We start from the raw sequence: 23,224 nt of genomic DNA, 5'->3' as shown, positions 1-23,224 counted from the left end.
TCGGGCGCAGACACATTGGGCGCCGTACCCCGATCAAACGAGGAACCCCGCCAGGTCGCTGCGCTGCGCGCGCAAAGCCATGGCACCGGAGCGATCACGCCAGCGCCGCGCGCAGGATCGGCCGGATGCGCGGGTCGACGCAACGGGCGACGTTGAAGCGCATGTAGCCGTTCCAGTCGTCCGAGAGGCTGAACGCGGTGCCCGGCGCCAGGACCATGCCTTGCGCCATCGCCCGGCGCGCCACCTCGGCGCCGTCGCGCCCGTCCGGCAGGTGCATCCACAGGAAGAAGCCGCCCCGGGGCTGCGCCCAGGGTTTCAGGCCGCAGGCGCCGAGCTCGGCCGAGGCCTGGACCATGGCGCCGGCCAGCCGCCGCTTGGTCTCGGCCAGATGCCGGCGATAGCAGCCCTCGGTGATCAGGCTGTGCACCAGGGCCGCGGTGACGTGGCCGTTGCCGAGGCTCAGGGCCAGCTTGAGATCGACCAGCGGCTCGACCCAGTCGGCCCGCAGCGCGATCCAGCCGCAGCGCGCGGCGGCAGACAACGTTTTCGAGAAGCTGCCGATCTGGATCACCCGGTCCAGCCCATCGAAGCCGGCGAGCCGCGGCGCGGGCTCGGGCTCGAGGTCGCCGAAAATCTCGTCCTCGACGATCAGGGTGTCGTGCGCCTCGCACAGCTTCAGCAGCCGGTGGGCGATGACCGGGGCGAGGCTCGCGCCGGTCGGGTTCTGGAGCGCCGCGTTGGTGAGGTAGAAGCGCGGGCGGTGCCGCTCGAGCAGGGTGCCCAGAGCCCGCAGGTCCGGTCCCTCCGGGGTCAGCGGCACGCCGACCACCGCGACCCGGTGGGCTCGCAACAGCGCCAGGAAATTGAAGTAGCAGGGATCGTCCACCAGCACGGTGTCGCCGGGCTGGAGCAGGAAGCGGCAGACCAGATCGAGGGCCTGCGTGGCCGATTCGACCAGCACGATCTGGTCCGGCTCGGCGCCGACGCCCTTCTCGGCGATCTTGCGGGCGATCTGGATCCGCAGGGGCTCGTAGCCGAGTGGGCGGTCGTAATTGGTCATCTCGGCCAGATCGGCCCGGGCCACCCGGCGCAGGCCGCGCCGGATCGCCTCGTGCGGCATCCACGAATCCGGCAGCCAGCCGGCCCCGGGCTTGAGCTGGTCCGCGCCGGCCTGCTGGGCCTGGCGGGTGATCCAGAGTGGGTCCACGATCCGATCGAGCCGCGGACCCATCGCCTGGAGGGAGAGCGGCCGGGTCTTGCCGGCGACGTAGAAGCCCGAACCCGGCCGCGCCACCAGGGTGCCCTCGGCGGCCAGCCGGTCATAGGCCTCCACCACGGTCGATTTCGACACGCCCATGGATTCCGCGAACGCCCGCACCGACGGGATCCGGACCCCGGGCACGAGATGGCGCGCCGCGATGCGCTCACGGATCTCGCCGGCCACGGTCTCGACGCGCGTTCCGGCCGGCCTGCTCGCGACCTTCATCCGTACCGCCTTTCCGACCGGACAATTCTTCGAAACCGTACCGAACTGTTCCTGTCGCCGCCAGCCCCATGGCCGCAGGATCGCGGAAATCCGCACGGACGAAGGATCGAATCATGGACCCGTGCCTCACCCAGACCGCCCACGCGCCGGGCAGGCCGTCCTGGCTCGCCCGGGCTGCCCGGGCGATCGCCGAGGCCGCGGCCGAGGTGCGGACGGGCCTGTCCCGCGCGGCGATGAACCGGCGCGTCCTGCACCGACTCGCGACCCTGTCCGAGCGGGAGCTGAAGGATATCGGCCTGACACCGCAGGACGTCGCCGACGCAGCCGTGCCGGGCCGCCGCGACGCCACCGACCTGCTGATCGGTCGGCGCGACGACCGCCGCCGGGCGCGGGTGGCGGACCGGCGTTGATTCTGCGCCGGTCCGCATGGAATGGACCCTCACACGCGACCACGGCATTCAAGAGGGACCACCGATGAGCAGAGTTGCCGTGACCGCACCCGGTGCAACGGCCGTCGGCCCCTACACGCACGCCGTTCGCGCCGGCGACACCGTCTATTTATCGGGCCAGACTCCGATCGACGCGACGACTGGCCGTTTGGTCGAAGGCGGGTTCACAGCGCAGGTTCACCACTGCTTTCGAAACCTCGAAGCTGTGCTGACAGCAGCGGGACTTGGCTTCGGGGACGTGGTGAAGTGCAACGTGTTCCTGACGGACATGGGCGACTTCGCCGCGATGAACCACGTCTACGCCGAGTACTTCACGGCCCCCTACCCGGCGCGCACGACGATCGGCGTTGCGGCGCTCCCGCTGGGGGCACATGTCGAGATCGAGATGGTTGCGGCCGTCCCACGGCCCTGAGGGCGTACGCATGTCGAGCGGAACGTGGGCTCGGCAGGTGGTTGGGTCGGTGCGTGTGACCGTCCATAAGAGGTCGGTGGGCACACGCCAACGACGCCGCCCAACACGCGCTCGGCGATCCTGGGCATCACGGATCCCCAGTGCCAACGTCGTGGCGATCAAGATCGGCCTCGAGACGACGGCTCCGCGCCCGCTCTGAACCGTCCGTGGCAACTGGACTGCCACGTTGCCGCCGACATCTCACGTTCGAGGGCGCCGATCCGCAGACCAATCACGGTCCCGACGGCAGCGCAAACGCAAGAACGCCCCCGAGACGATCGGAGGCGCGGTTCGGGCATCATGTAACGGTATTGTGGAAGTGGCGCGGGCGACGGGACTCGAACCCGCGACCTCCGGCGTGACAGGCCGGCACTCTAACCAACTGAGCTACGCCCGCACGGCGTGGTCGCTTCCGAGGGGGCGTTTCGCCCGGCGACGGGGCGGGGTGTATGGGCCAGACCGGGGACTGTCAAGCGTGTCCGTGACGGTTTTGTGCGGCGATGCGCCGGACGGGCTGCGCGCTTGCGTCGTGTTGCAGGCGAGCCGCCTGCGCCCAATCTCTGCACAAGGCAGGACGTGCACTTTGTGCGACGCGACAAGCCATTGTCACGGGTCGGCGGCTCGACTAAGCCTCCGGCCGCGCGCATCCTGGCATAAGAACAATTCCACGGGCGAATCCGGTTCGGCGGCGCACCGCGGTTTCCCACGTCGATACGAGACGCTCTCGCGAGGCCCTGGCATGACCGGATTGTTGGCGGACTATCTTCCGCTCATCGTGTTCATCGGCGTTGCTCTGTTCATCGCCACCGCGCTGCTGGTCGTGCCGTTCCTGGTTGCGTTCAAGAGTCCGGACCCGGAGAAGCTCTCGGCCTACGAGTGCGGCTTCAATGCCTTCGACGATGCCCGCATGAAGTTCGACGTGCGGTTCTACCTCGTGGCGATCCTGTTCATCATCTTCGATCTCGAAGTCGCGTTCCTGTTCCCGTGGGCGATCACCTTCGGAGACCTTGGCTGGTTCGGCTTCTGGTCGATGATCGTCTTCCTGGGCGTGCTCACGGTCGGTTTCGTCTACGAGTGGCGCAAGGGCGCCCTCGAGTGGGATTGATTCGTAACAGCAGCCTGCCCGCACCGCATTCCGAGTCGCCGATGGCCCTGATCACCGACACGACCCACAGCCTGTCCCGCGCCCCCGCGGTCGCGCCCCAGCCGAAGGGGATCATCGATCCCAACACCGGCCGGCCGATCGGCGCCGACGATCCGACCTTCCTGTCGATCAGCGACGAGCTGGCCGACCGGGGCTTCCTGCTCACCACCACGGACGAGCTGATCAACTGGGCCCGCACCGGCTCGCTGATGTGGATGACCTTCGGGCTCGCCTGCTGCGCGGTCGAGATGATGCAGATGTCGATGCCGCGCTACGATTGCGAGCGGTTCGGCTTCGCGCCGCGCGGCTCGCCGCGCCAGTCCGACGTGATGATCGTCGCCGGCACCCTGACCAACAAGATGGCTCCGGCCCTGCGCAAGGTCTACGACCAGATGCCGGAGCCGCGCTACGTGATCTCGATGGGCTCCTGTGCCAACGGCGGCGGCTACTACCACTATTCCTATTCGGTGGTGCGCGGCTGCGACCGGGTCGTGCCGGTGGACATCTACGTGCCCGGCTGCCCGCCCACCGCAGAGGCGCTGCTCTACGGCGTGCTGCTGCTCCAGAAGAAGATCCGCCGCACCGGCACGATCGAGCGCTGAGGAGCGGGCATGACCAACGGCATCTCGATCCTGTCGCATACGCAGCCGGAGAGCGGCGAGTCCGCCCTCGCGGCGATGGCGGCGCGCATCACCGGCGCGCTCGGCCCGGCGGTGGTGTCCCACGCCACCGCGTTCGGCGAGCTGACCCTGGTGGTCCAGTCCTCCGACATCGTCTACGCGCTGACCTACCTGCGCGACGACCCGGCCTGCGCGTTCCGCAGCTTCATCGACATCTGCGGCGTGGACTACCCGCAGCGCGAGAAGCGCTTCGACGTGGTCTACCACCTGCTCTCGCTGCGCCACAACGCGCGCATCCGGGTGAAGGTGCAGACCGACGAGGTGACCCCGGTCCCTTCGGCGATCGAGGTGTTCCCCGCCGCCAACTGGTACGAGCGCGAGGCCTACGACCTCTACGGCATCCTGTTCTCGGGGCATCCGGACCTGCGCCGGCTGCTCACCGATTACGGGTTCGAGGGGCACCCCCTGCGCAAGGACTTCCCGCTCACCGGCTTCGTCGAGGTCCGGTACGACCAGGACGAGGCGCGGGTCGTCTACGAGCCGGTCCAGCTGACGCAGGAATTCCGGAACTTCGATTTCCTCTCGCCCTGGGAGGGCACGGATTACGTGCTCCCGGGCGACGAGAAGAAGTCGGCCTGAGGAGCGGAGCCGCCCGATGACCGAGCACAACATCCGCAACTTCGCGATCAATTTCGGCCCGCAGCATCCGGCGGCGCACGGCGTGCTGCGCCTTGTGCTGGAGCTCGACGGCGAGGTGGTCGAGCGCGTCGATCCGCATATCGGCCTGCTGCACCGCGGCACCGAGAAGCTGATCGAGCACAAGACCTACCTGCAGGCGACGCCCTATTTCGACCGGCTCGACTACGTGTCGCCGATGAATCAGGAGCACGCCTTCTGCCTGGCGATCGAGAAGCTCGCGGGCATCGAGGTGCCGCGCCGCGCGCAGCTGATCCGCGTGCTGTTCTGCGAGATCGGTCGCCTGCTGTCGCACCTGCTCAACGTCACCACGCAGGCGATGGATGTCGGCGCCCTCACGCCCCCGCTCTGGGGCTTCGAGGAGCGCGAGAAGCTGATGATCTTCTACGAGCGTGCCTCGGGCGCCCGGCTCCACGCCAACTACTTCCGGCCCGGCGGCGTCCACCAGGACCTGCCGCCCAAGCTGATCGACGACATCGAGGCCTTCTGCGACCCGTTCCTGCAGGTCGTGCAGGATCTCGACGACCTCGTCATGGCCAACCGCATCTTCAAGCAGCGCAACGTCGACATCGGTATCGTCTCGGTGGACGAGTGCATGGAGTGGGGCTTCTCCGGCGTCATGCTGCGCGGCTCGGGCATCCCGTGGGACCTGCGCAAGGCGCAGCCCTACGAGTGCTACGAAGAGATGGCGTTCGACATCCCGGTCGGCCGGAACGGCGACACCTATGACCGGCAGGTGATCCGCATGGAGGAAATGCGGGAATCGGCCAAGATCATGAAGCAGTGCTGCGCCAAGCTGCGCGAGCCGGCCGGTCAGGGCCCGATCGCGGCCATCGACGGCAAGTTCGCGCCGCCGCCCCGCCGGGAGATGAAGCGCTCGATGGAAGCGCTCATCCACCACTTCAAGCTCTACACCGAGGGTTTCCACGTCCCGGAAGGCGAGGTCTACGCCGCCGTGGAAGCACCCAAGGGCGAGTTCGGCGTCTATCTCGTGTCCGATGGGACCAACAAGCCGTACCGCTGCAAGATCCGCGCGCCGGGCTTCGCGCATCTTCAGGCGATGGATTGGATGTGCCGGGGGCACCTTCTGGCCGACGTGTCGTGCGTGCTGGGCACCCTCGACATCGTGTTCGGCGAAGTGGATCGGTAAGGCGTTAGCAGGATGGCAAACCGCAGACTCGCGCCGGCCTCTGAGCAGCCCCAGAGCTTCGCGTTCTCCCCCGAGAACGCCGCCTGGGCGAAGACCCAGATCGCAAAGTACCCGGAAGGCCGCCAGGCCTCCGCGGTGATCTCGCTGCTCTGGAAGGCGCAGGAGCAGAACGGCGGCTGGCTGCCCCGGGCCGCCATTGAGGCGGTGGCGACCGAACTCGGCATGCCCAACATCCGCGTGCTGGAGGTGGCCACCTTCTACACGATGTTCGCGCTGGAGCCGGTGGGGCGCTTCTGGGTCCAGGTCTGCGGCACGGTGCCGTGCGATTCCTGCGGCGCCCGGGGCCTGAAGGAGATGCTCGAGGCGCGCCTCGGCCCCGCCGGCCACGTCTCGCCCGACGGCAACTTCTCGTGGCTCGAGGTCGAGTGCCTGGGCGCCTGCTGCAACGCCCCGATGGTCCAGATCAACCAGGACTATTACGAGGATCTGACGCCCGAATCGCTCGGCACCCTGATGGACGACCTCGCCGCCGGCCGGCCGGTCAAGGTCGGCTCGCAGGTCGAGCGCCATGCGTCCGAGCCGCTCGGCGGCCCCGACACGCTGACCGATCCGGCCCTGTTCGACGGCTCGCGGGTCGGCGCCTGGCGCAAGCGCTTCGAAGACACCGCGAAGTCCGGCGCCGACGAGGCCGCGAAGGCGGACGAGGCGAAGTCGAGCGAGCAGCGGGCGGCGTCGCAGCCCAAGCCCGCCCGGCCCGACGCCGGACGCGCCGCCGAGCGCCCCGTCACCGATGCGCCGGCCCAGCGCGCGGCCAACGGCGAGACGCCGGTCAAGCCCGAGGATCGGGCGGACGCGGCCGAGACCGGCCGCTCGACGGCGAAGGGCGGCGCCCCCCGGGAGGGTGACGCGGACGTGCGCGAGGCGCCGGCCGAGGCGGTCTCCAAGGACGAGCGGGCCGGGGGCGACCAGGGCAGCCAGGCTGTGCCGGATCGCGGCACGGTCCCGCCGCAGCCGGAGGCGTCCGGCGCCAGCGAGGGCGAAGTCGCGGCGGAAGCCGAGGAGGCGCGCGTCGCGGACGCCCTGGCGGCCCTGCCGACGGACGCGACCCCTGAGCAGAAGGCGAACGCGGTCGGCACCCGTCCGCCCGGCCTGGATGCCGCCCGCGCCGGCCAGCCGGACGACCTGACCCGGATCAAAGGCATCGGCCCGGGCGACAGCCAGCGCCTGAATGCACTCGGCCTCTACCATTTCGACCAGATCGCCGCCTGGGGCCGCGACGAGATAACCTGGGTCGGCACCTACCTCGCGTTCCCAGGTCGCATCGACCGGGAGGACTGGGTGGGCCAGGCTCAGGCGCTGTCGGGGACGGGAGTTTGACCACCATGACCGCGGTGACGAACGAACGGATCTACGAGGTGCTGAAGGTCGTGCAGGCGCGCGCCGGGAACATGGACGGAGGCCTGCGTGAAGTGCGCGGCGAGTCGAAGGGCGTACTCGGCGATCAGCAGGCGCAGCAACTGCAGATGAACGTCGTGCAGACCGATATCGGCACCCTCTACGAAGCGTTCGGCGCCCTCGACTCCCGGCTCGCCCGGATCGAGCGCCGCCTCGACATCACCGACGCTCCGGTCAGCTGAGGAACGAAGAACATGCTGTCGGATCAGGATCGCATCTTCACCAACCTCTACGGCCTGCATTCGCCGGGCCTGGAGGCTGCCAAGCAGCGCGGCGCGTGGGACGGGACCAAGTTCCTCCTGGAGCAGGGCCGCGACTGGATCATCGAGGAGATGAAGGCGTCGGGCCTGCGCGGCCGCGGCGGCGCGGGCTTCCCCACCGGCCTCAAGTGGTCGTTCATGCCCAAGAAGTCCGACGGGCGCCCGCACTACCTCGTGGTCAACGCCGACGAGTCGGAGCCGGGCACCTGTAAGGACCGGGAGATCATGCGGCACGATCCGCACCTCCTGATCGAGGGCTGCATGCTGGCCTGCTTCGCGATGGGCGCGCATGCCTGCTACATCTACATCCGCGGCGAGTACGTGGCCGAGAAGCACGCGCTCCAGAAGGCCGTGGACGAGGCCTACGAGGCCCGTCTCGTCGGCCAGTCGAACGTCCACGACTTCCCCTTCGACATCTACGTCCACCACGGCGCCGGCGCTTATATCTGCGGCGAGGAGACGGCGCTGATCGAGAGCCTCGAGGGCAAGAAGGGGATGCCGCGGCTCAAGCCGCCGTTCCCGGCGAATATGGGCCTCTACGGCTGCCCGACGACGGTCAACAACGTCGAGTCGATCGCGGTCGCCGGCACGATCCTGCGCCGGGGCGGTTCGTGGTTCGCCGGCCTCGGCGGCAAGAACAACACCGGCACGAAGTTGTTTTGCGTCTCGGGGCACGTCAACAAGCCGTGCAACGTCGAGGCCGAGCTGGGCATCACCTTCCGCGAGCTGGTGGACCGGCATTGCGGCGGCATGCGCGGCGGCTGGGACAACCTGCTGTGCTCGATCCCGGGCGGCTCCTCGGTGCCTCTGGTGCCGGCCGACCAGATCATCGACGCCAAGATGGACTTCGACACCCTGCGCAACCTCGGCTCCGGCCTGGGAACCGCGGCGGTGATCGTGCTCGACCGGTCCACCGACATCGTCGCGGCGATCACCCGCATCTCGTACTTCTACAAGCATGAGTCGTGCGGCCAGTGCACGCCCTGCCGCGAGGGCACCGGCTGGATGTGGCGCGTGATGCAGCGCATGACCGAGGGCCGCGCGCAGAAGCGCGAGATCGACATGCTGTTCGAGGTCACCAAGCAGATCGAAGGGCACACGATCTGCGCGCTCGGCGACGCGGCGGCCTGGCCGATCCAGGGCCTGATCAAGCACTTCCGGCCCGAGATCGAGAAGCGGATCGACCGCTACACGGCCAACCCGCATTCCGATCCCATCCCGATGGCGGCCGAGTAGGCCGATGACGGGTCAGCCGGACAGCCCGATTCTCGTCGATCCGCGGCGCATCGACCACGCGGTCGATCGCCGGGGCGACGCTGTCCGCGCGTGGAAGGGCCGCCTGGCCGCGGTCGAGGACAACCTTGCCGGCGTTCACCGGCGGATCGACAGGATCGAGCGTCGCCTCGATCTCGCCGACGCCCCGCACTGAGATTGCACCGATGACAAAAATCCTCGTCGACGGCACCGAGGTCGAGGTACCGGCCGAATACACCCTGCTCCAGGCCTGCGAGGCCGCCGGGGCCGAGATCCCGCGCTTCTGCTTCCACGAGCGCCTGTCGATCGCCGGCAATTGCCGGATGTGCCTGGTCGAGCTGAAGGGCGCGCCCAAGCCGGTGGCGAGCTGCGCCTACGCGGTGAAGGATTGCCGCCCCGGCCCGAACGGCGAGCCGCCCGAGGTGCTCACCCGCTCCGGCCTGACCAAGAAGGCCCGGGAAGGGGTGATGGAGTTCCTCCTCATCAACCACCCGCTCGATTGCCCGATCTGCGACCAGGGCGGCCATTGCGACCTGCAGGACCAGGCGATGGCCTACGGGGTCGATTCGACTCGCTATCAGGAGAACAAGCGCGCGGTCGAGGAGAAGCATATCGGTCCGCTGGTGCGGACCGCGATGAACCGCTGCATTCACTGCACCCGCTGCGTGCGCTTCCTGGCGGAGGTGGCGGGCGTGCCCGACCTCGGCGCCATCGGCCGCGGCGAGGACATGGAGATCACCAGCTACCTCGAGCAGTCCATGGCGTCGGAGCTCCAGGGCAACGTCGCCGATCTGTGCCCGGTCGGCGCCCTGGTCCACCGCCCGCAGAGCTATAACGTCCGGCCCTGGGAGCTGAACAAGACCGAATCGGTCGACGTGATGGATGCGGTCGGCTCGTCGATCCGCGTCGACACCCGCGGCCGCGAGGTGATGCAGATCGAGCCGCGGGTCAGCGAAGAGATCAACGAGGAGTGGATCTCGGACAAGACCCGCTACCACGTCGACGGGCTGCGGATGCAGCGCCTCGACCGGCCCTACCTGCGCGAGAACGGCCGGCTGCGGCCCGCCTCCTGGGGCGAGGCGTTCCAGGCCATCGCCGCCAAGGTGAAGGGCACCGATCCGAAGCGCATCGGCGCCGTGGTCGGCGACCTCGCCGGCGTCGAGGAGATCTTTGCGCTTCGCGAGCTGATCAAGAGCCTCGGCTCGCCGAACCTCGACTGCCGTCAGACCGATGCCGGCCTCGATCCGGCGCTCGGCCGCGCCTCGTACCTGTTCAACCCGACCATTCCGGGCATCGAGGCCGCGGACGCGATCCTGATCGTCGGCGCCAACCCGCGCACCGAGGCCTCGCTCCTCAACGTGCGCATCCGCAAGCGCTGGCGCATGGCGCCGCTCGCGGTCGGGGTGATCGGCGAGCCGGTCGACCTGACCTATCCCAGCCACTACATCGGCGCCGGCCCCGAGTCGCTCGCGGGCCTCGCCAGCGGCGAGCACAGCTTCCTCGAGACCCTCAAGGCCGCGAAGGCTCCGCTCGTCATCGTGGGCGCCCATGTCGAGGCCGGTATCCTGGCGGCGGCCGCGACCCTCGCCAAGGAGATCGGCGCGGTGACGCCGGAGTGGAACGGCTTCGCCGTGCTGCACACGGCCGCCGCCCGGGTCGGCGCCCTCGATCTCGGCTTCGTGCCGGGGGAGGGCGGCCTCGATTTCCCGGCCATGCTGGCCACCGGCGGCGTCGACGTGCTGTTCAACCTCGGTGCCGACGAGCGCGACGTCGCCCCGGGCGCCTTCGTGGTCTACCAGGGCACCCACGGCGACCGCGGCGCCTCCCGGGCGGACGTGATCCTGCCGGGTGCGGCCTACACCGAGAAGTCGGCGACCTGGGTCAACACGGAGGGGCGGGTCCAGATGGGCAACCGCGCCGGGTTCCCGCCGGGGGATGCCCGCGAGGATTGGGCGATCCTGCGCGCCCTGTCGGACGTGCTGGGCCGGCGCCTGCCGTTCGATTCGCTCACCGCGCTGCGCCGGGCGCTCTACGCAGCCCACCCGCATCTCGCGGCGGTCGGGACCGTGGAAGCCGGCGATGTCGCGGCGGCCGTGGACCGGCTGGCCGGTCTCGGCGGCGGCACGGGCGGCCCCGCCTTCGCTTCGCCGGTGACCGACTTCTACCTCACCAACCCGATCGCCCGTGCCTCGCGGGTGCTCGCCGAGTGCTCGCGCCTGGCTCGCGAGCGTGCCGCCGAAGCGCGGCCGCTCGCGGCGGCAGAGTAGGGATCTCACGATGACCTCGCTCGAAATCCTCGGGACCGTGCTCCTGATCGTGCTGAAGAGCTTCGTGCTGCTCTCGGCGCTGCTCGTCTTCATCGCCTACGCGCTGCTGGCCGACCGGAAGATCTGGGCGGCGGTGCAGCTCCGGCGCGGACCCAACGTGGTCGGCCCATTCGGGCTGCTGCAATCCTTCGCCGACCTGCTCAAGTTCGTGCTGAAGGAACCGGTGATCCCGGCGGGCGCCAACAAGGCGATCTACCTGCTGGCGCCGCTGGTCTTCGCGATGCTAGCCCTGTCGAGTTGGGCGGTGATCCCGCTCGCCGACGGCTGGGCGATCGCCGACATCAACGTCGGCATCACCTACATCTTCGCGATCTCGTCGCTCGGCGTCTATGGCGTCATCATGGGCGGCTGGGCCTCGAACTCGAAATACGCGTTCCTGGGCGCGCTCCGGTCGGCGGCGCAGATGATCTCCTACGAGGTCTCGCTCGGCTTCGTGATCATCTGCGTGCTGCTCTGCGCCGGCTCGCTGAACCTCTCGCGCATCGTGATGGCGCAGGACACCAGCCTCGGCCTGTTCGGCTGGTACTGGCTGTGGCTGTTCCCGATGTTCGTAGTGTTCTTCATCTCGGCGCTCGCCGAGACCAACCGCCCGCCCTTCGACCTGCCGGAGGCCGAGTCGGAACTGGTGGCCGGGTACATGGTCGAGTATTCCTCGACGCCCTACCTGCTGTTCATGCTCGGCGAGTACGTCGCCATCATGAGCATGTGCGCGCTGGGCACCGTGCTGTTCCTGGGCGGCTGGCTGTCGCCGATCCCGTTCGCGCCGTTCACCTGGGTGCCGGGCGTGATCTGGTTCATCCTGAAGGCCAGCTTCCTGTTCTTCCTGTTCGCGATGGTGAAATCTATCGTGCCGCGCTACCGCTACGATCAGCTCATGCGCCTCGGCTGGAAGGTTTTTCTGCCCATTTCGCTCGTCTCGGTGGTGGTCGTGGCCTTCGTGTTGAAGCTCACCGGCCTGGCCCCGGGCGCGTGATCCAACGCAAACCGGAGATCACGGCATGAAGCTGGATCAGGTCGCCAAGAGCCTTCTCTTGAAGGAGTTCGTGTCGGGGATGATCCTCGGCATGCGCTACTTCTTCAAGCCGAAGGCGACCATCAACTACCCCTTCGAGATGGGCCATCGCGGCCCGCGGTTCCGGGGGGAGCATGCGCTGCGGCGCTATCCCAACGGCGAGGAGCGCTGCATCGCCTGCAAGCTCTGCGAGGCGATCTGCCCGGCCCAGGCCATCACCATCGAGGCGGGGCCGCGCCGCAACGACGGCACCCGCCGCACCACCCGCTACGACATCGACATGGTGAAGTGCATCTATTGCGGCATGTGCCAGGAAGCCTGCCCGGTGGACGCCATCGTGGAGGGGCCGAACTTCGAATTCTCGGTCGAGACCCGCGAGGAGCTGCTCTACGACAAGCAGAAGCTCCTGTTGAACGGCGATCGCTGGGAGCGTGAAATCGCGCGCAACATCGCGATGGATGCGCCGTACCGCTAGGGCATCATCCCGAAAGGCGGTTGCCGGCTTTCGAAAAAAGATGATGCGACGCAAAGAGATAGCGCGTCGTCCCGGTTCCGTTGCCCGGGATGATGCGCTAGAGCCATGCCGGGGGTGCTGTTGTGCCACCGGCGACCGGGTTCTATAGACGGGCCGCCCGCTGCGGCCCGTTTCCACGCAAGGCAGAAGGGGCCGCTCCGGCGGCCGATCCCGACGAGCGCATGACTGCAGCAGCCGCCTTCTTCTACCTGTTCGCGAGCGTCACGGTCGCGTCGGGCTTCATGGTGATCGCCTCGCGCAATCCCGTCGCCTCGGTGCTGTTCCTGATTCTCGCCTTCGTGAACGCCGCCGGGCTGTTCGTCCTGATGGGCGCCGAGTTCCTGGCGATGATCCTGGTCGTCGTCTACGTCGGCGCGGTCGCGGTGCTGTTCCTGTTCGTCGTGATGATGCTCGACGTGGACTTCGCCGAACTGCGCCAGGGCTTCCAGCAATACCTGCCGGTCGGCGGCCTGATCGGGGCGATCTTCCTGGTGGAGCTGCTCCTGGTGGTGGGCTCCTGGACCATCGATCCGGGCCTCGTGCAGGCACCGCTGGGCAACGTCGCGGCGGCCGAGAACCTGACCAACGCCCAGGCGCTGGGCCGGGTGCTCTACACGGATTACGCCTACTTTTTCCAGCTTGCGGGCCTGATCCTGCTGGTGGCGATGATCGGCGCGATCGTGCTCACCCTGCGCGACCGCCCGGGCGTCAAGCGCCAGAACATCGCGGTCCAGAACGCCCGCACCCAGAGCATGGCGGTGGAGACCCGCAAGGTGCCCTCCCGCCAGGGTGTCGAGGTCTGATGCGCGATTTGATGCAAGGCGGGGGATTCGAACGATGATCGGCCTGAGCCACTATCTCACCGTCGCGGCGATCCTGTTCACGCTCGGCGTGCTCGGGATCTTCATCAACCGCAAGAACATCATCGTCATCCTGATGTCGATCGAGCTGATCCTGCTCGCGGTGAACATCAACCTGGTCGCCTTCTCGACGCAGCTGAACGACATCACCGGACAGGTGTTCGCCCTGTTCGTGCTGACCGTCGCGGCCGCCGAATCGGCGATCGGCCTCGCCATCCTCGTGGTCTTCTTCCGCAACCGCGGCACCATCGCGGTCGAGGACGTGAGCATGATGAAGGGCTAGAGCACCCTTCTCCACGCGACCCGATTTCGCGGCCCCGCGTATACGGGCCTCGCGCATACGGGCCCCGAGTGACAATCCGGACGCCGCCCCGCGGCCGGCCCGGATGACGGACTGCAAGAGAGCGATGTATCACGCGATCGTCTTCTTCCCGCTGATCGGCTTCCTGATCGCCGGCCTGTTCGGCCGGTACATCGGGGCCCGGGCCTGCGAGTACATCACCACCGCGTTCCTGGCCTTCACGGCCCTGATCGCCTGGGGCGTGTTCCTCGACGGCGGCCATGCCGAGCGGGTGCAGGTGGCGTCCTGGTTCTCGGCCGGCGACCTCCAGGTCGACTGGGCCTTCAAGGTCGACGCGCTGACCCGGGTGATGCTCGTGGTCGTGACCACGGTCTCGACCCTCGTGCACCTCTACTCCGTCGGCTACATGCACGAGGATCCGCACCGGCCGCGGTTCTTCGCGTACCTGTCGTTGTTCACCTTCGCCATGCTGATGCTGGTGACGGCCGACAACCTTGTGCAGATGTTCTTCGGCTGGGAGGGCGTCGGCCTCGCCTCCTACCTGCTGATTGGCTTCTGGTACGAGAAGCCCTCCGCGAACGCCGCCGCCATGAAGGCATTCATCGTCAACCGGGTCGGCGATTTCGGCTTCTCGCTGGGTATCTTCCTGGTCTTCGTTCTGACCGGCTCGGTGGCGTTCGACGCGATCTTCGGCAAGGTCGATGCGATCAAGACCCTGAGCTTCCACTTCCTCGGCTATGACTGGAACGCCCTGACGCTGGCGTGCCTGCTGCTGTTCATGGGTGCCATGGGCAAGTCGGCGCAGTTCCTGCTGCACACCTGGCTGCCCGACGCCATGGAGGGGCCGACCCCGGTCTCCGCGCTGATCCACGCCGCCACGATGGTGACCGCCGGCGTGTTCATGGTCGCCCGCCTGTCGCCGCTGTTCGAGGAGGCGCCGAACGCGCTGATCGTCGTCACGGTGATCGGCGGCATCACGGCCTTCTTCGCCGCCACGATCGGCCTGGTGCAGAACGACATCAAGCGGGTGATCGCCTACTCGACCTGCTCGCAGCTCGGCTACATGTTCGTGGCGCTCGGCGTCGGCGCCTACTCGGCCGGCGTGTTCCACCTGTTCACCCACGCCTTCTTCAAGGCGCTGCTGTTCCTCGGCGCCGGCTCGGTCATCCACGCGATGCACCACGAGCAGGACATGCGGAACATGGGCGGCCTGCGCTCCCACATCCCGTTCACCTGCGCCATGATGGCGATCGGCTCGCTCGCGCTGATCGGCTTCCCGTACACGGCCGGCTACTACTCGAAGGACGCGATCATCGAGGCCGCCTACGCCTCGACCCGGCCCGGCCACACGCTGGCCTTCCTGTGCACCGTGGTGGCGGCGTTCTTCACGTCGTTCTACTCCTGGCGCCTGTTCTTCATGACCTTCGAGGGCCCGGCCCGCTGGGGCATCCACGGATCGCATGATCACGCGGCCCCGGCTGTCGCGCATGCCGGCACCTCCCATGCCAGCACCACCCACGCCGCGATGGCGCACGAGGCCGACGGCGCCCCGGGTCATACCGAGGGCGTGGCCCACGACGATCACGGCCACGACGTCGAGCCCGCCCACAAGAGCGACCTCGTCGCGGACGACCATCACGGGCACGGCCATCACGGCGACCACACGCCCCACGAGAGCCCCCTGGTGATGACGATCCCGCTGGCGATCCTGGCCTTCGGCGCCCTGTTCGCCGGGATCATCTTCCACGACCGCTTCATCGGGTCCGGGATGGACGCGTTCTGGGGCCATGCCCTGGCGCACGGCCCCGAGAACCACATCATGCACGAGATCCACGAGGTCCCGGCGCTCGTCTCCTACGCGCCGCTGATCATGCTGATCCTCGGCTTCGTCCTGGCGTTCTGGATGTACATCCGCCGTCCGGAACTGCCGGGTACGCTCGCCGCGCAGCAGCCGTCGCTGTACCGGTTCCTGCTCAACAAGTGGTACTTCGACGAGCTCTACGACCGGATCTTCGTGCGTCCGGCCAAGGATTTCGGCCTGTTCCTCTGGAAGCAGGGCGACGGGAAGATCATCGACGGCCTCGGTCCCAACGGCATCGCGGCGCGGGTCGTCGACGTGACCCGCGGCGTCGTCCGCCTGCAGACCGGCTACGTCTACCACTATGCCTTCGTCATGCTCATCGGCGTGGCCGGCCTGATCAGCTGGTACCTGATGGCCGGCCTGCCCAAGGGTGTTCACTGACATGCTCGGCCTCGGAATCCTCTCCGGCCTGCTGATCGTCCCGCTCTGCGGCGCGGCCTTCATCCTCACCCTGAAGGGCGACGAGGAATCGGTCGCGCGCAACACCCGCTGGGCTGCGCTCGCCACGACGATCGTCACCTTCGTGCTCTCCCTGGTGGCCTGGGGCCGTTACGACGCCACGTCGTCGAGCTTCCAGCTCGTCGAGTCGCACCCGTGGCTCGCCGAGACGATCCGGTTCAAGCTGGGCGTCGACGGCTTCTCGATGCCCCTGATCCTGCTCACCACGTTCCTGATGCCGTTCTGCATCGGTGCGTCGTGGACCTCGATCCACGTCCGGGTGAAGGAGTACTTCGTCGCGTTCCTCGTCCTCGAGACGACGATGATCGGCGTGTTCGCCTCCCTCGACCTGGTGCTGTTCTACCTGTTCTTCGAGGCCGGCCTGATCCCGATGTTCCTGATCATCGGGATCTGGGGCGGCCAGCGGCGGATCTACGCCAGCTTCAAGTTCTTCCTCTACACTCTGCTCGGCTCGGTGCTGATGCTACTCGCCGTGATGGCGATGTACTGGCAGGCCGGCACCACCGACATCCCGACCCTGCTGCAGTACCGCTTCCCGGCGAACATGCAGACCTGGCTGTGGCTGGCCTTCTTCGCGTCGTTCGCGGTGAAGATGCCGATGTGGCCGGTCCATACCTGGCTTCCGGACGCCCACGTCGAGGCGCCCACGGCCGGCTCGGTGATCCTGGCGGGCATCCTGCTGAAGATGGGCGGCTACGGCTTCATCCGGATCTCCCTGCCGATGCTGCCGGTGGCGAGCCACGACTTCGCCCCGCTGGTCTTCGCCCTCTCGGTGATCGCGATCATCTTCACGTCGCTCACCGCGCTGATGCAGACCGACATCAAGAAGCTGATCGCCTACTCGTCGGTCGCCCATATGGGCTTCGTGACGCTCGGCCTGTTCACCTTGAACGAGCAGGGCATCCAGGGCGCGCTGTTCCTGATGATCTCGCACGGCATCGTGGCGGCGGCGCTCTTCCTCTGCGTCGGCGTGGTCTACGACCGGATGCACACCCGCGAGATCGCGGCCTATGGCGGCCTCGTGAAGCGGATGCCGCTCTACGCGGTGGCGATGATGGTGTTCACCATGGCCAATGTCGGCCTGCCCGGCACCTCCGGCTTCGTCGGCGAGTTCCTGTCGATGCTGGGTGCCTTCAAGGCGAACCCGACCGTCGCGTTCTTCTCCACCTTCGGCATCATCCTGTCGGCGGCCTACGCCCTGTGGCTGTTCGCCCGGGTGATCTACGGCAAGCTCGAGAAGCCCAATCTCCAGGGCATTCTCGATCTCGACACCCGCGAGAAGATCATCCTGGCGCCGCTGGTGGCGCTGACGATCTATTACGGCGTGCACCCGGCCCCCGTGCTCGATGTCTTCGCGCCCTCCACGGAAGCGCTGATGACCGGCATGAAGGCCGCCCTCGCCAACACCCAGACCGCGGCCGCCGCGCTGCCGCTCCCACGCTGAGACGGAACAGATGCCCACCGTCCACTCCGTCCTGCCCTCGCTGGCGCCGCTGCTGCCCGAGCTGATCCTCAGCGTCGGCGTGCTGCTCATGATCCTGTACGGCGCCTGGCGCGGCGACCGCTCCGCCGAGACGGTGAGCATCGGCGCCCTGGTGCTGCTGCTGCTGGCGCTGTTCGTCGTCCTGTCGCAGCCGACGCACGGCCGGGTCACCACCCTGTCGGGGGCGTTCGTCTCCGACGCGTTCGCCAAGGTGATGAAGTCGCTGGTGCTGCTCGGCTCCGCGTCGACGATCCTGCTGGCGCATGACTTCTTCAAGCGCGAGCGGATCGACCGGTTCGAGTTCCCGGTGTTGATCGTGCTCTGCACCATCGGCATGATGGTGATGGTCTCGGCCAACGACCTGATCGCGCTCTATCTCGGGCTGGAGCTGCAGTCGCTCGCCGCCTACGTGATCGCCGCGTTCCACCGGGACGACGCCAAGTCGACCGAGGCCGGCCTCAAGTACTTCGTGCTCGGCGCGCTGTCCTCCGGGATGCTGCTCTACGGCGCCTCGCTGATCTACGGCTTCACCGGCACGGTCTCGTTCCCCGGCATCGTCTCGGCGCTGAACGAGAATGCGGGCCTGGGCATCGTGCTCGGCATCGTGTTCGTGGCCGCGGGCGTCTGCTTCAAGATGTCGGCGGTGCCGTTCCACATGTGGACGCCCGACGTGTACGAGGGCTCGCCCACCCCGGTGACCGCCTTCTTCGCCACCGCGCCCAAGATGGCGGCCGTCTCCATGACGGTGCGGGTGTTCATCGGCGCCATGCCGGACGTGACGGCGATCTGGCAGCAGATCTTCATCTTCGTCTCGGTGGTCTCGATGGCGCTCGGCTCGTTCGCGGCCATCGGCCAGCGCTCGATCAAGCGCCTGATGGCCTACTCATCGATCGCCAACATCGGCTACGCGCTGATCGGGCTCGCCTGCGGTTCCGAGGAGGGGATCAGCGGGCTCGTCACCTACATGATCATCTACCTGGCGATGACGCTGGGGACCTTCGCGATCATCCTGTCGCTCCGGCGCCGGGACGTGATGTTCGAGTCGATCGAGGACCTGTCGGGCCTGTCGCGCACCCATCCCTGGCTGGCCTTCTGCCTCGCCGCGATGATGTTCTCGCTGGCCGGCATCCCGCCGCTCGCCGGATTCTTCGCCAAGTTCTACGTGTTCGCGGCCGCCATCAAGGCCGGCCTGGTCACGCTGGCCGTGATCGGCGTCGTGACCAGCGTGGTCGGCGCCTACTACTATCTGCGGCTGGTCAAGATCATGTATTTCGACGAGCCGAAGGAGCCCTTCGAGGCGATGGCGCCCGGCCTGCGCGTGGTGCTGGCCCTGTCGAGCGTGGTCGTGGTTCTGTTCTTCCTGCTGCCCGGACCGCTGGTCGGCGTCGCCGGCCGGGCGGCCCGGTCGCTGTTCTAGGCCCGGTGCGGCCTGCGGCCCTTCCGATGCACCTGGGGCCCGCACGGAAGCGAACGCCTTGAGCTACCGTCTCGGACCCGAGGCGCGTGCCCAGGGCCACCGCCTGCACGTTCACGGCACGCTGGGCTCGACCAACACCGAGGCCATGGCCCAGGCCCAGGCGGGTGAGACCGGTCCACTCTGGGTGGTGACCCAGCGGCAGGAGGCGGGCCGGGGGCGCCGTGGAAACACCTGGGCGTCGCTGCCGGGCAACCTCGCGGCGAGCGTGCTCTGGCCGGTGGCCGGGGTGGCGCCCGAGCACTTGGCCGAGCTCGGCTTCGTCGCCGGCCTCGCCCTGATCGAGGCGCTGGAGGCGACCTGCGGCACCCTGCCGGATACCCGGGGCGCGCCTTGCGCACGATCTCTGGCGTTGAAATGGCCGAACGACGTGCTGCTCGGCGGCGGCAAGCTGGCAGGGTTGCTGCTGGAAGCCGAGACGCTGCCGGGGGGGCGCAGAGCCGCGGTCGTCGGCTTCGGCGTCAACGTCGCGGCGGCCCCGGAGGGACTCGGCGCAACGAGCTTGGCCGCGACGGGTTACGCGGGCGGCTCCGAAGCGCTACTGGAACATCTCTCGGACCGGATGGCCGTGCGAGCACGCGCCTGGGACCGAGGACGGAATTTCGCTCCCCTGCGCGAGGATTGGCTCGCGCGGGCCGCGGGTCTTGGGTCGGAGATCGCGGTGCGGAGCGGCGGACACATCCTGCGGGGCGTGTTCGAGACCATCGACGAGGGGGGGCGGCTCGTGATCCTCGCCCCCGACGGAAAACGGCATACCGTGACGGCGGGCGAGGTGCATTTTGGAACGGCCGCGACGGCGGCATGACGTTGGACGACGACAGATGGTGATGGGACAGGAGGAGCTGGTCTTCCTGCCGCTCGGCGGCGTGGGCGAGATCGGGATGAATGCGGCCCTCTACGGGTTCGGTCCGGAGAAGGGCCGGAAGTGGATCATGGTCGATTGCGGCATGGGCTTCGCCGGCGAGGAGCAGATGCCGGGGATCGACCTGATGTTCCCCGACCTCTCCTTCATCGAGGAGAGGCGGAAGGACCTGCTGGGGATCTTCATCACCCACGCACACGAGGACCATATCGGGGCGATCTCGGAGCTGTGGCCTCGCCTCAAGGTGCCGGTCTACGCGACCCGCTTCGCCAAGAACCTGCTTGAGACCCGCCGCCTCTCGGAGCCCGGCGCCCCGAAGGTCGAGCTGCGCGAAGTGAAGCCGGGCCGCCGGGTGACGGTCGGCCCGTTCGAGCTCGAATACGTGCCGGTCTCGCACTCGATCCCCGAGTCGAACGCCATCGCGATCCGCACCGCCGCGGGCCTCGTGGTCCATACCGGCGACTGGAAGATCGACCCGACCCCCGTGGCCGGCGAGGTCACCTCGCCCGAGGCGTTCACGGCGCTTGGCGACGAGGGCATCCTGGCGCTCGTCTGCGACTCCACCAACGTGGTGCGCGAGGGCTTCTCGCCGAGCGAGCGGGAGGTCGCCGCCACCCTCAAGACGCTGATCGCGGAGTCGCCCCACCGGGTCGCGGTCACGACCTTCGCGTCAAACGTGGCGCGCATCCGGGCCGTGGCCGAGGCGGCCGTGGCCTGCGGCCGCGAGATCGTGGCGGTCGGCCGGGCCATGGACCGGGTGATCGATGTGGCCCGCGAATGCGGCTACCTCGACGGCCTGCCCGAGTTCCGCCGCTCGGATTCCTGGAAGAACCTGCCCCGCGAGCGGGTCGTGGCCCTGCTCACCGGCTCGCAGGGCGAGCCGCGGGCGGCGCTCGCCCGAGTCTCCCGCAAGGACCATCCGGATATCAGCCTGGCTGCCGGCGACCGGGTGATCTTCTCGTCGCGGGCGATCCCCGGCAACGAGCGCGACGTCGGCTCAATCATCAACGACCTGATCGAGCAGGGCGTCGAGGTGATCACCGACCGGACCGAGCTGGTCCACGTCTCCGGCCACCCGAGGCGGGACGAGATGGTCGAGATGTACAAGTGGACCCGGCCGGGCACATCCATCCCGGTCCACGGCGAGGCGCTGCACCTCGACGAGCACGCCCGCTTCGCCCGGGCCCAGGGCGTCCAGAACGTCGTCAAGGCCCGCAACGGCAGCCTCGTCCGCCTGAGCCCCGGCAAGCCCGAGGTGATCGACCACGTGAAGGCCGGCCGCCTGTTCAAGGACGGCAACGTCCTGATCGACGAGAAGGACCGGGCGATCCCCGAGCGGCGCAAGCTCATGCAGGCCGGCCTGGTCTCGGTGGCCATCGCCATCGACGAGGACGGCGTCGTGCTGGGTGATCCGGCGGTGGACATCATCGGCCTGCCCAATCGCGGCCGCTCCGGCGAGCCGTTGATCGAGACGGTGGTCGATGCGGTCTCGCGCACCCTGTCGGGGATGTCGCGGGGCAAGCTCAAGGACTCGGAGGGCGTCGAGAAGGCGGTCGACCGGGCCGTGCGCACCGCCGTCAACGAGGTCTGGGGCAAGAAGCCGGCCTGCCACGTGCAGGTGGTGGAAGTCTGAGCGGTCATCCCGAAAGGCCGGTTCCGGCTTTCGGAAAACGATGCCGCGCAACCAAAGACCGAGCGCATCGTCCGGGTTCTGATATCCAGGACGACGCGCTAGGATAAAAGAACGAGACGACGGACCACGGCAGGTCCCACCCAATCCCCTCATCCTGAGGTGCCCGGCGATCGGAGATCGCTGGGCCTCGAAGGAGCCCTCCAGCCGGCCGCGCGATCCCTGGAGGTCTCCTTCGAGGTTGCTGCGCAGCACCTCAGGATGAGGTCGGCATGAGGGAGACGCGGGACCAGCCGATCGGGGCGTCAACGGGAGGAACCAAAAATGATCGGTCGGCTCAATCACGTGGCCATCGCCGTGCAGGATCTCGAGGCGGCCTGCGCCGTGTACCGCGACACCCTGGGCGCGACGATCACGCCGCCCCTGCCGCAGCCCGAGCACGGGGTCACGGTGGTGTTCGTCGAGCTTCCCAACAGCAAGATCGAGCTGATGGCGCCCTTGGGCGAAGGGTCTCCGATCGAGGCCTTCGTGGCCCGTAACCCGGGCGGCGGCGTCCACCACGTCTGCTACGAGGTCGAGGACATCCTGGCCGCCCGCGACCGGCTGAAGGCCCAGGGCGCCCGGGTGCTCGGCACCGGCGAACCGCGGATCGGCGCTCATGGCAAGCCGGTCCTGTTCCTGCACCCCAAGGACTTCCTCGGCACGCTCGTCGAGCTGGAGCAGGTGTGAACCGGATCCTGACCGCCCTGACCCGCTCGACGCCGGCGACCCTGGCCGCCGTCGCCGTGCTGGTGGCCGCCTTCGTGACCGTGGCCGTGAGCCAGTTTCGGCTCACGATCGGCGGGGCGATCGCGCTCTACTTCGTCGTGTGGTGGACGCTGCTCTTCGCGGTCCTGCCGCTGCGCAACCAACCCGAGACCCGGCCCGGGCACGTGGTGCCGGGCCAGGATCTGGGCGCCCCGGCCCGTCCGCGTCTGCGCGAGAAGGCGATTTGGACGACGCTGGTGGCCGGCGTCGCCTTCCTCGCCGCCCTGGCCATATTCCCGCTGACGGGGCTGTAGGGGGCGCGCCGCCGACGCGGCGACCGGTTCGGCGGCAGAGCGCGTTCCAGCGAACATTTCGAGCGTACGGGCAGCGGCCCCGAAGCTCCGGACCTCCCTGTCCGCCGAGAGGCGGCGACGTCACGCATCGCCTTCCGCGAAGTGCACCCTCGCGGCTCCGGCCTAGGCAGGTCGGAGGCAGCGCGCGCTCGTGCGGGAGGACGGATCCGCGCAGATCTCGGCCGGCGCCTGGGTCCCCGCGTCCCCTGTGGCTGGAGCGTCCTGGGCCATGCCCCCGGCTCCGCGGGCGCATGAGGACCAGGACACGCGTGCGGACGCGGCACGACGAACGTGGCGACGGACAAAGGCCCGCAAGCACCGGCGGCCGGCGGATCCGGCCACCGGCGTAAAACAACGGTGATCGGGCAGCACACGC

The 23,224-nt window shown here is 68.4% G+C and carries 23 protein-coding genes and 1 tRNA gene; 22 read left to right on the top strand and 2 right to left on the bottom strand.

The genetic code is table 11. The features are described 5' to 3' along the window. Window positions 1-94: 94 nt before the first annotated feature. Window positions 95-1,486 carry an aminotransferase-like domain-containing protein gene (locus ACYQPG_RS21675; protein WP_461231727.1) on the bottom strand — a complete coding sequence of 464 codons (1,392 nt, stop codon included), beginning with the start codon at window positions 1,484-1,486 and terminating at the stop codon, window positions 95-97. A 113-nt stretch (window positions 1,487-1,599) separates the two neighbouring features. Between ACYQPG_RS21675 and ACYQPG_RS21670 the strand changes: the two genes are divergently transcribed. Beyond that, on the top strand, window positions 1,600-1,896 hold the full coding sequence (locus tag ACYQPG_RS21670) for a DUF1127 domain-containing protein (protein ID WP_461231726.1): 297 nt from the start codon (window positions 1,600-1,602) through the stop codon (window positions 1,894-1,896). Window positions 1,897-1,960: 64 nt separating this feature from the next. Further along, window positions 1,961-2,347 carry a Rid family detoxifying hydrolase gene (locus ACYQPG_RS21665; protein ID WP_461231725.1) on the top strand — a complete coding sequence of 129 codons (387 nt, stop codon included), beginning with the start codon at window positions 1,961-1,963 and terminating at the stop codon, window positions 2,345-2,347. Between the two features lie 359 nt (window positions 2,348-2,706). On the opposite strand, the gene ACYQPG_RS21660 is transcribed toward ACYQPG_RS21665, so the two are convergent. Then, window positions 2,707-2,783, bottom strand: a tRNA-Asp gene (locus tag ACYQPG_RS21660). A gap of 342 nt (window positions 2,784-3,125) precedes the next feature. Between ACYQPG_RS21660 and ACYQPG_RS21655 the strand changes: the two genes are divergently transcribed. The 20 genes from ACYQPG_RS21655 (at window position 3,126) to ACYQPG_RS21560 (ending at window position 22,809) form a co-directional block, all read left to right on the top strand. After that, window positions 3,126-3,491, top strand: coding sequence for an NADH-quinone oxidoreductase subunit A (locus ACYQPG_RS21655; RefSeq protein ID WP_007560754.1), 366 nt, complete (start codon window positions 3,126-3,128; stop codon window positions 3,489-3,491). Window positions 3,492-3,532: 41 nt separating this feature from the next. Next, window positions 3,533-4,132: a NuoB/complex I 20 kDa subunit family protein gene (locus tag ACYQPG_RS21650; RefSeq protein WP_007560753.1), complete on the top strand. Its 600-nt coding sequence runs from the start codon at window positions 3,533-3,535 to the stop codon at window positions 4,130-4,132. A 9-nt stretch (window positions 4,133-4,141) separates the two neighbouring features. Beyond that, window positions 4,142-4,789, top strand: a complete 648-nt coding sequence (locus ACYQPG_RS21645; RefSeq protein WP_147907011.1) for an NADH-quinone oxidoreductase subunit C — start codon at window positions 4,142-4,144, stop codon at window positions 4,787-4,789. Between the two features lie 16 nt (window positions 4,790-4,805). Next, a complete protein-coding gene (locus tag ACYQPG_RS21640; protein WP_147907012.1) occupies window positions 4,806-5,996 on the top strand; it encodes an NADH-quinone oxidoreductase subunit D in 1,191 nt (396 codons plus the stop codon). 12 nt (window positions 5,997-6,008) lie between these two features. Next, complete coding sequence (gene nuoE / locus ACYQPG_RS21635; protein WP_461231724.1) at window positions 6,009-7,373, top strand: NADH-quinone oxidoreductase subunit NuoE; 1,365 nt, start codon at window positions 6,009-6,011, stop codon at window positions 7,371-7,373. 5 nt (window positions 7,374-7,378) lie between these two features. Then, on the top strand, window positions 7,379-7,633 hold the full coding sequence (locus tag ACYQPG_RS21630; RefSeq protein WP_461231723.1) for a hypothetical protein: 255 nt from the start codon (window positions 7,379-7,381) through the stop codon (window positions 7,631-7,633). Window positions 7,634-7,645: 12 nt separating this feature from the next. Beyond that, entirely contained in the window at window positions 7,646-8,947 is a 1,302-nt protein-coding gene (gene nuoF, locus ACYQPG_RS21625) for an NADH-quinone oxidoreductase subunit NuoF (RefSeq protein ID WP_419830179.1), read from the top strand. Between the two features lie 4 nt (window positions 8,948-8,951). After that, on the top strand, window positions 8,952-9,140 hold the full coding sequence (locus ACYQPG_RS21620) for a hypothetical protein (protein ID WP_461231722.1): 189 nt from the start codon (window positions 8,952-8,954) through the stop codon (window positions 9,138-9,140). A gap of 10 nt (window positions 9,141-9,150) precedes the next feature. Beyond that, window positions 9,151-11,232 (top strand): NADH-quinone oxidoreductase subunit NuoG, encoded by a 2,082-nt coding sequence (gene nuoG / locus ACYQPG_RS21615; RefSeq protein ID WP_461231721.1) that lies wholly within the window; start codon window positions 9,151-9,153, stop codon window positions 11,230-11,232. A 10-nt stretch (window positions 11,233-11,242) separates the two neighbouring features. Then, window positions 11,243-12,265, top strand: coding sequence for an NADH-quinone oxidoreductase subunit NuoH (gene nuoH / locus ACYQPG_RS21610; RefSeq protein ID WP_147853845.1), 1,023 nt, complete (start codon window positions 11,243-11,245; stop codon window positions 12,263-12,265). 25 nt (window positions 12,266-12,290) lie between these two features. Next, window positions 12,291-12,779 (top strand): NADH-quinone oxidoreductase subunit NuoI, encoded by a 489-nt coding sequence (gene nuoI, locus ACYQPG_RS21605; protein WP_007560744.1) that lies wholly within the window; start codon window positions 12,291-12,293, stop codon window positions 12,777-12,779. A 221-nt stretch (window positions 12,780-13,000) separates the two neighbouring features. Continuing rightward, entirely contained in the window at window positions 13,001-13,621 is a 621-nt protein-coding gene (locus ACYQPG_RS21600) for an NADH-quinone oxidoreductase subunit J (RefSeq protein ID WP_147907018.1), read from the top strand. A 34-nt stretch (window positions 13,622-13,655) separates the two neighbouring features. Then, the gene (nuoK, locus tag ACYQPG_RS21595; RefSeq protein ID WP_147853847.1) at window positions 13,656-13,961 is read left to right on the top strand and encodes an NADH-quinone oxidoreductase subunit NuoK; all 306 of its coding nucleotides are present in this window, start codon (window positions 13,656-13,658) and stop codon (window positions 13,959-13,961) included. A 124-nt stretch (window positions 13,962-14,085) separates the two neighbouring features. Then, window positions 14,086-16,221: an NADH-quinone oxidoreductase subunit L gene (nuoL, locus tag ACYQPG_RS21590; RefSeq protein ID WP_461231720.1), complete on the top strand. Its 2,136-nt coding sequence runs from the start codon at window positions 14,086-14,088 to the stop codon at window positions 16,219-16,221. 1 nt (window position 16,222) lies between these two features. Then, entirely contained in the window at window positions 16,223-17,743 is a 1,521-nt protein-coding gene (locus ACYQPG_RS21585; protein WP_147907020.1) for an NADH-quinone oxidoreductase subunit M, read from the top strand. Between the two features lie 10 nt (window positions 17,744-17,753). Next, a complete protein-coding gene (gene nuoN, locus ACYQPG_RS21580; protein ID WP_147938622.1) occupies window positions 17,754-19,199 on the top strand; it encodes an NADH-quinone oxidoreductase subunit NuoN in 1,446 nt (481 codons plus the stop codon). 58 nt (window positions 19,200-19,257) lie between these two features. Next, window positions 19,258-20,061, top strand: a complete 804-nt coding sequence (locus tag ACYQPG_RS21575) for a biotin--[acetyl-CoA-carboxylase] ligase (protein ID WP_147907022.1) — start codon at window positions 19,258-19,260, stop codon at window positions 20,059-20,061. A 16-nt stretch (window positions 20,062-20,077) separates the two neighbouring features. Then, window positions 20,078-21,751: a ribonuclease J gene (locus tag ACYQPG_RS21570; protein ID WP_461231719.1), complete on the top strand. Its 1,674-nt coding sequence runs from the start codon at window positions 20,078-20,080 to the stop codon at window positions 21,749-21,751. 321 nt (window positions 21,752-22,072) lie between these two features. Continuing rightward, window positions 22,073-22,477 carry a methylmalonyl-CoA epimerase gene (mce, locus tag ACYQPG_RS21565; RefSeq protein WP_147907024.1) on the top strand — a complete coding sequence of 135 codons (405 nt, stop codon included), beginning with the start codon at window positions 22,073-22,075 and terminating at the stop codon, window positions 22,475-22,477. Window positions 22,478-22,482: 5 nt separating this feature from the next. Further along, window positions 22,483-22,809, top strand: a complete 327-nt coding sequence (locus ACYQPG_RS21560) for a DUF1467 family protein (RefSeq protein WP_419831063.1) — start codon at window positions 22,483-22,485, stop codon at window positions 22,807-22,809. Window positions 22,810-23,224: the final 415 nt, after the last annotated feature.

The organism is Methylobacterium sp. CM6246 (assembly GCF_054818005.1).
The sequence above is the reverse complement of the archived record's forward strand: the minus strand, read 5'-3'. Positions and strand labels throughout refer to the sequence as shown.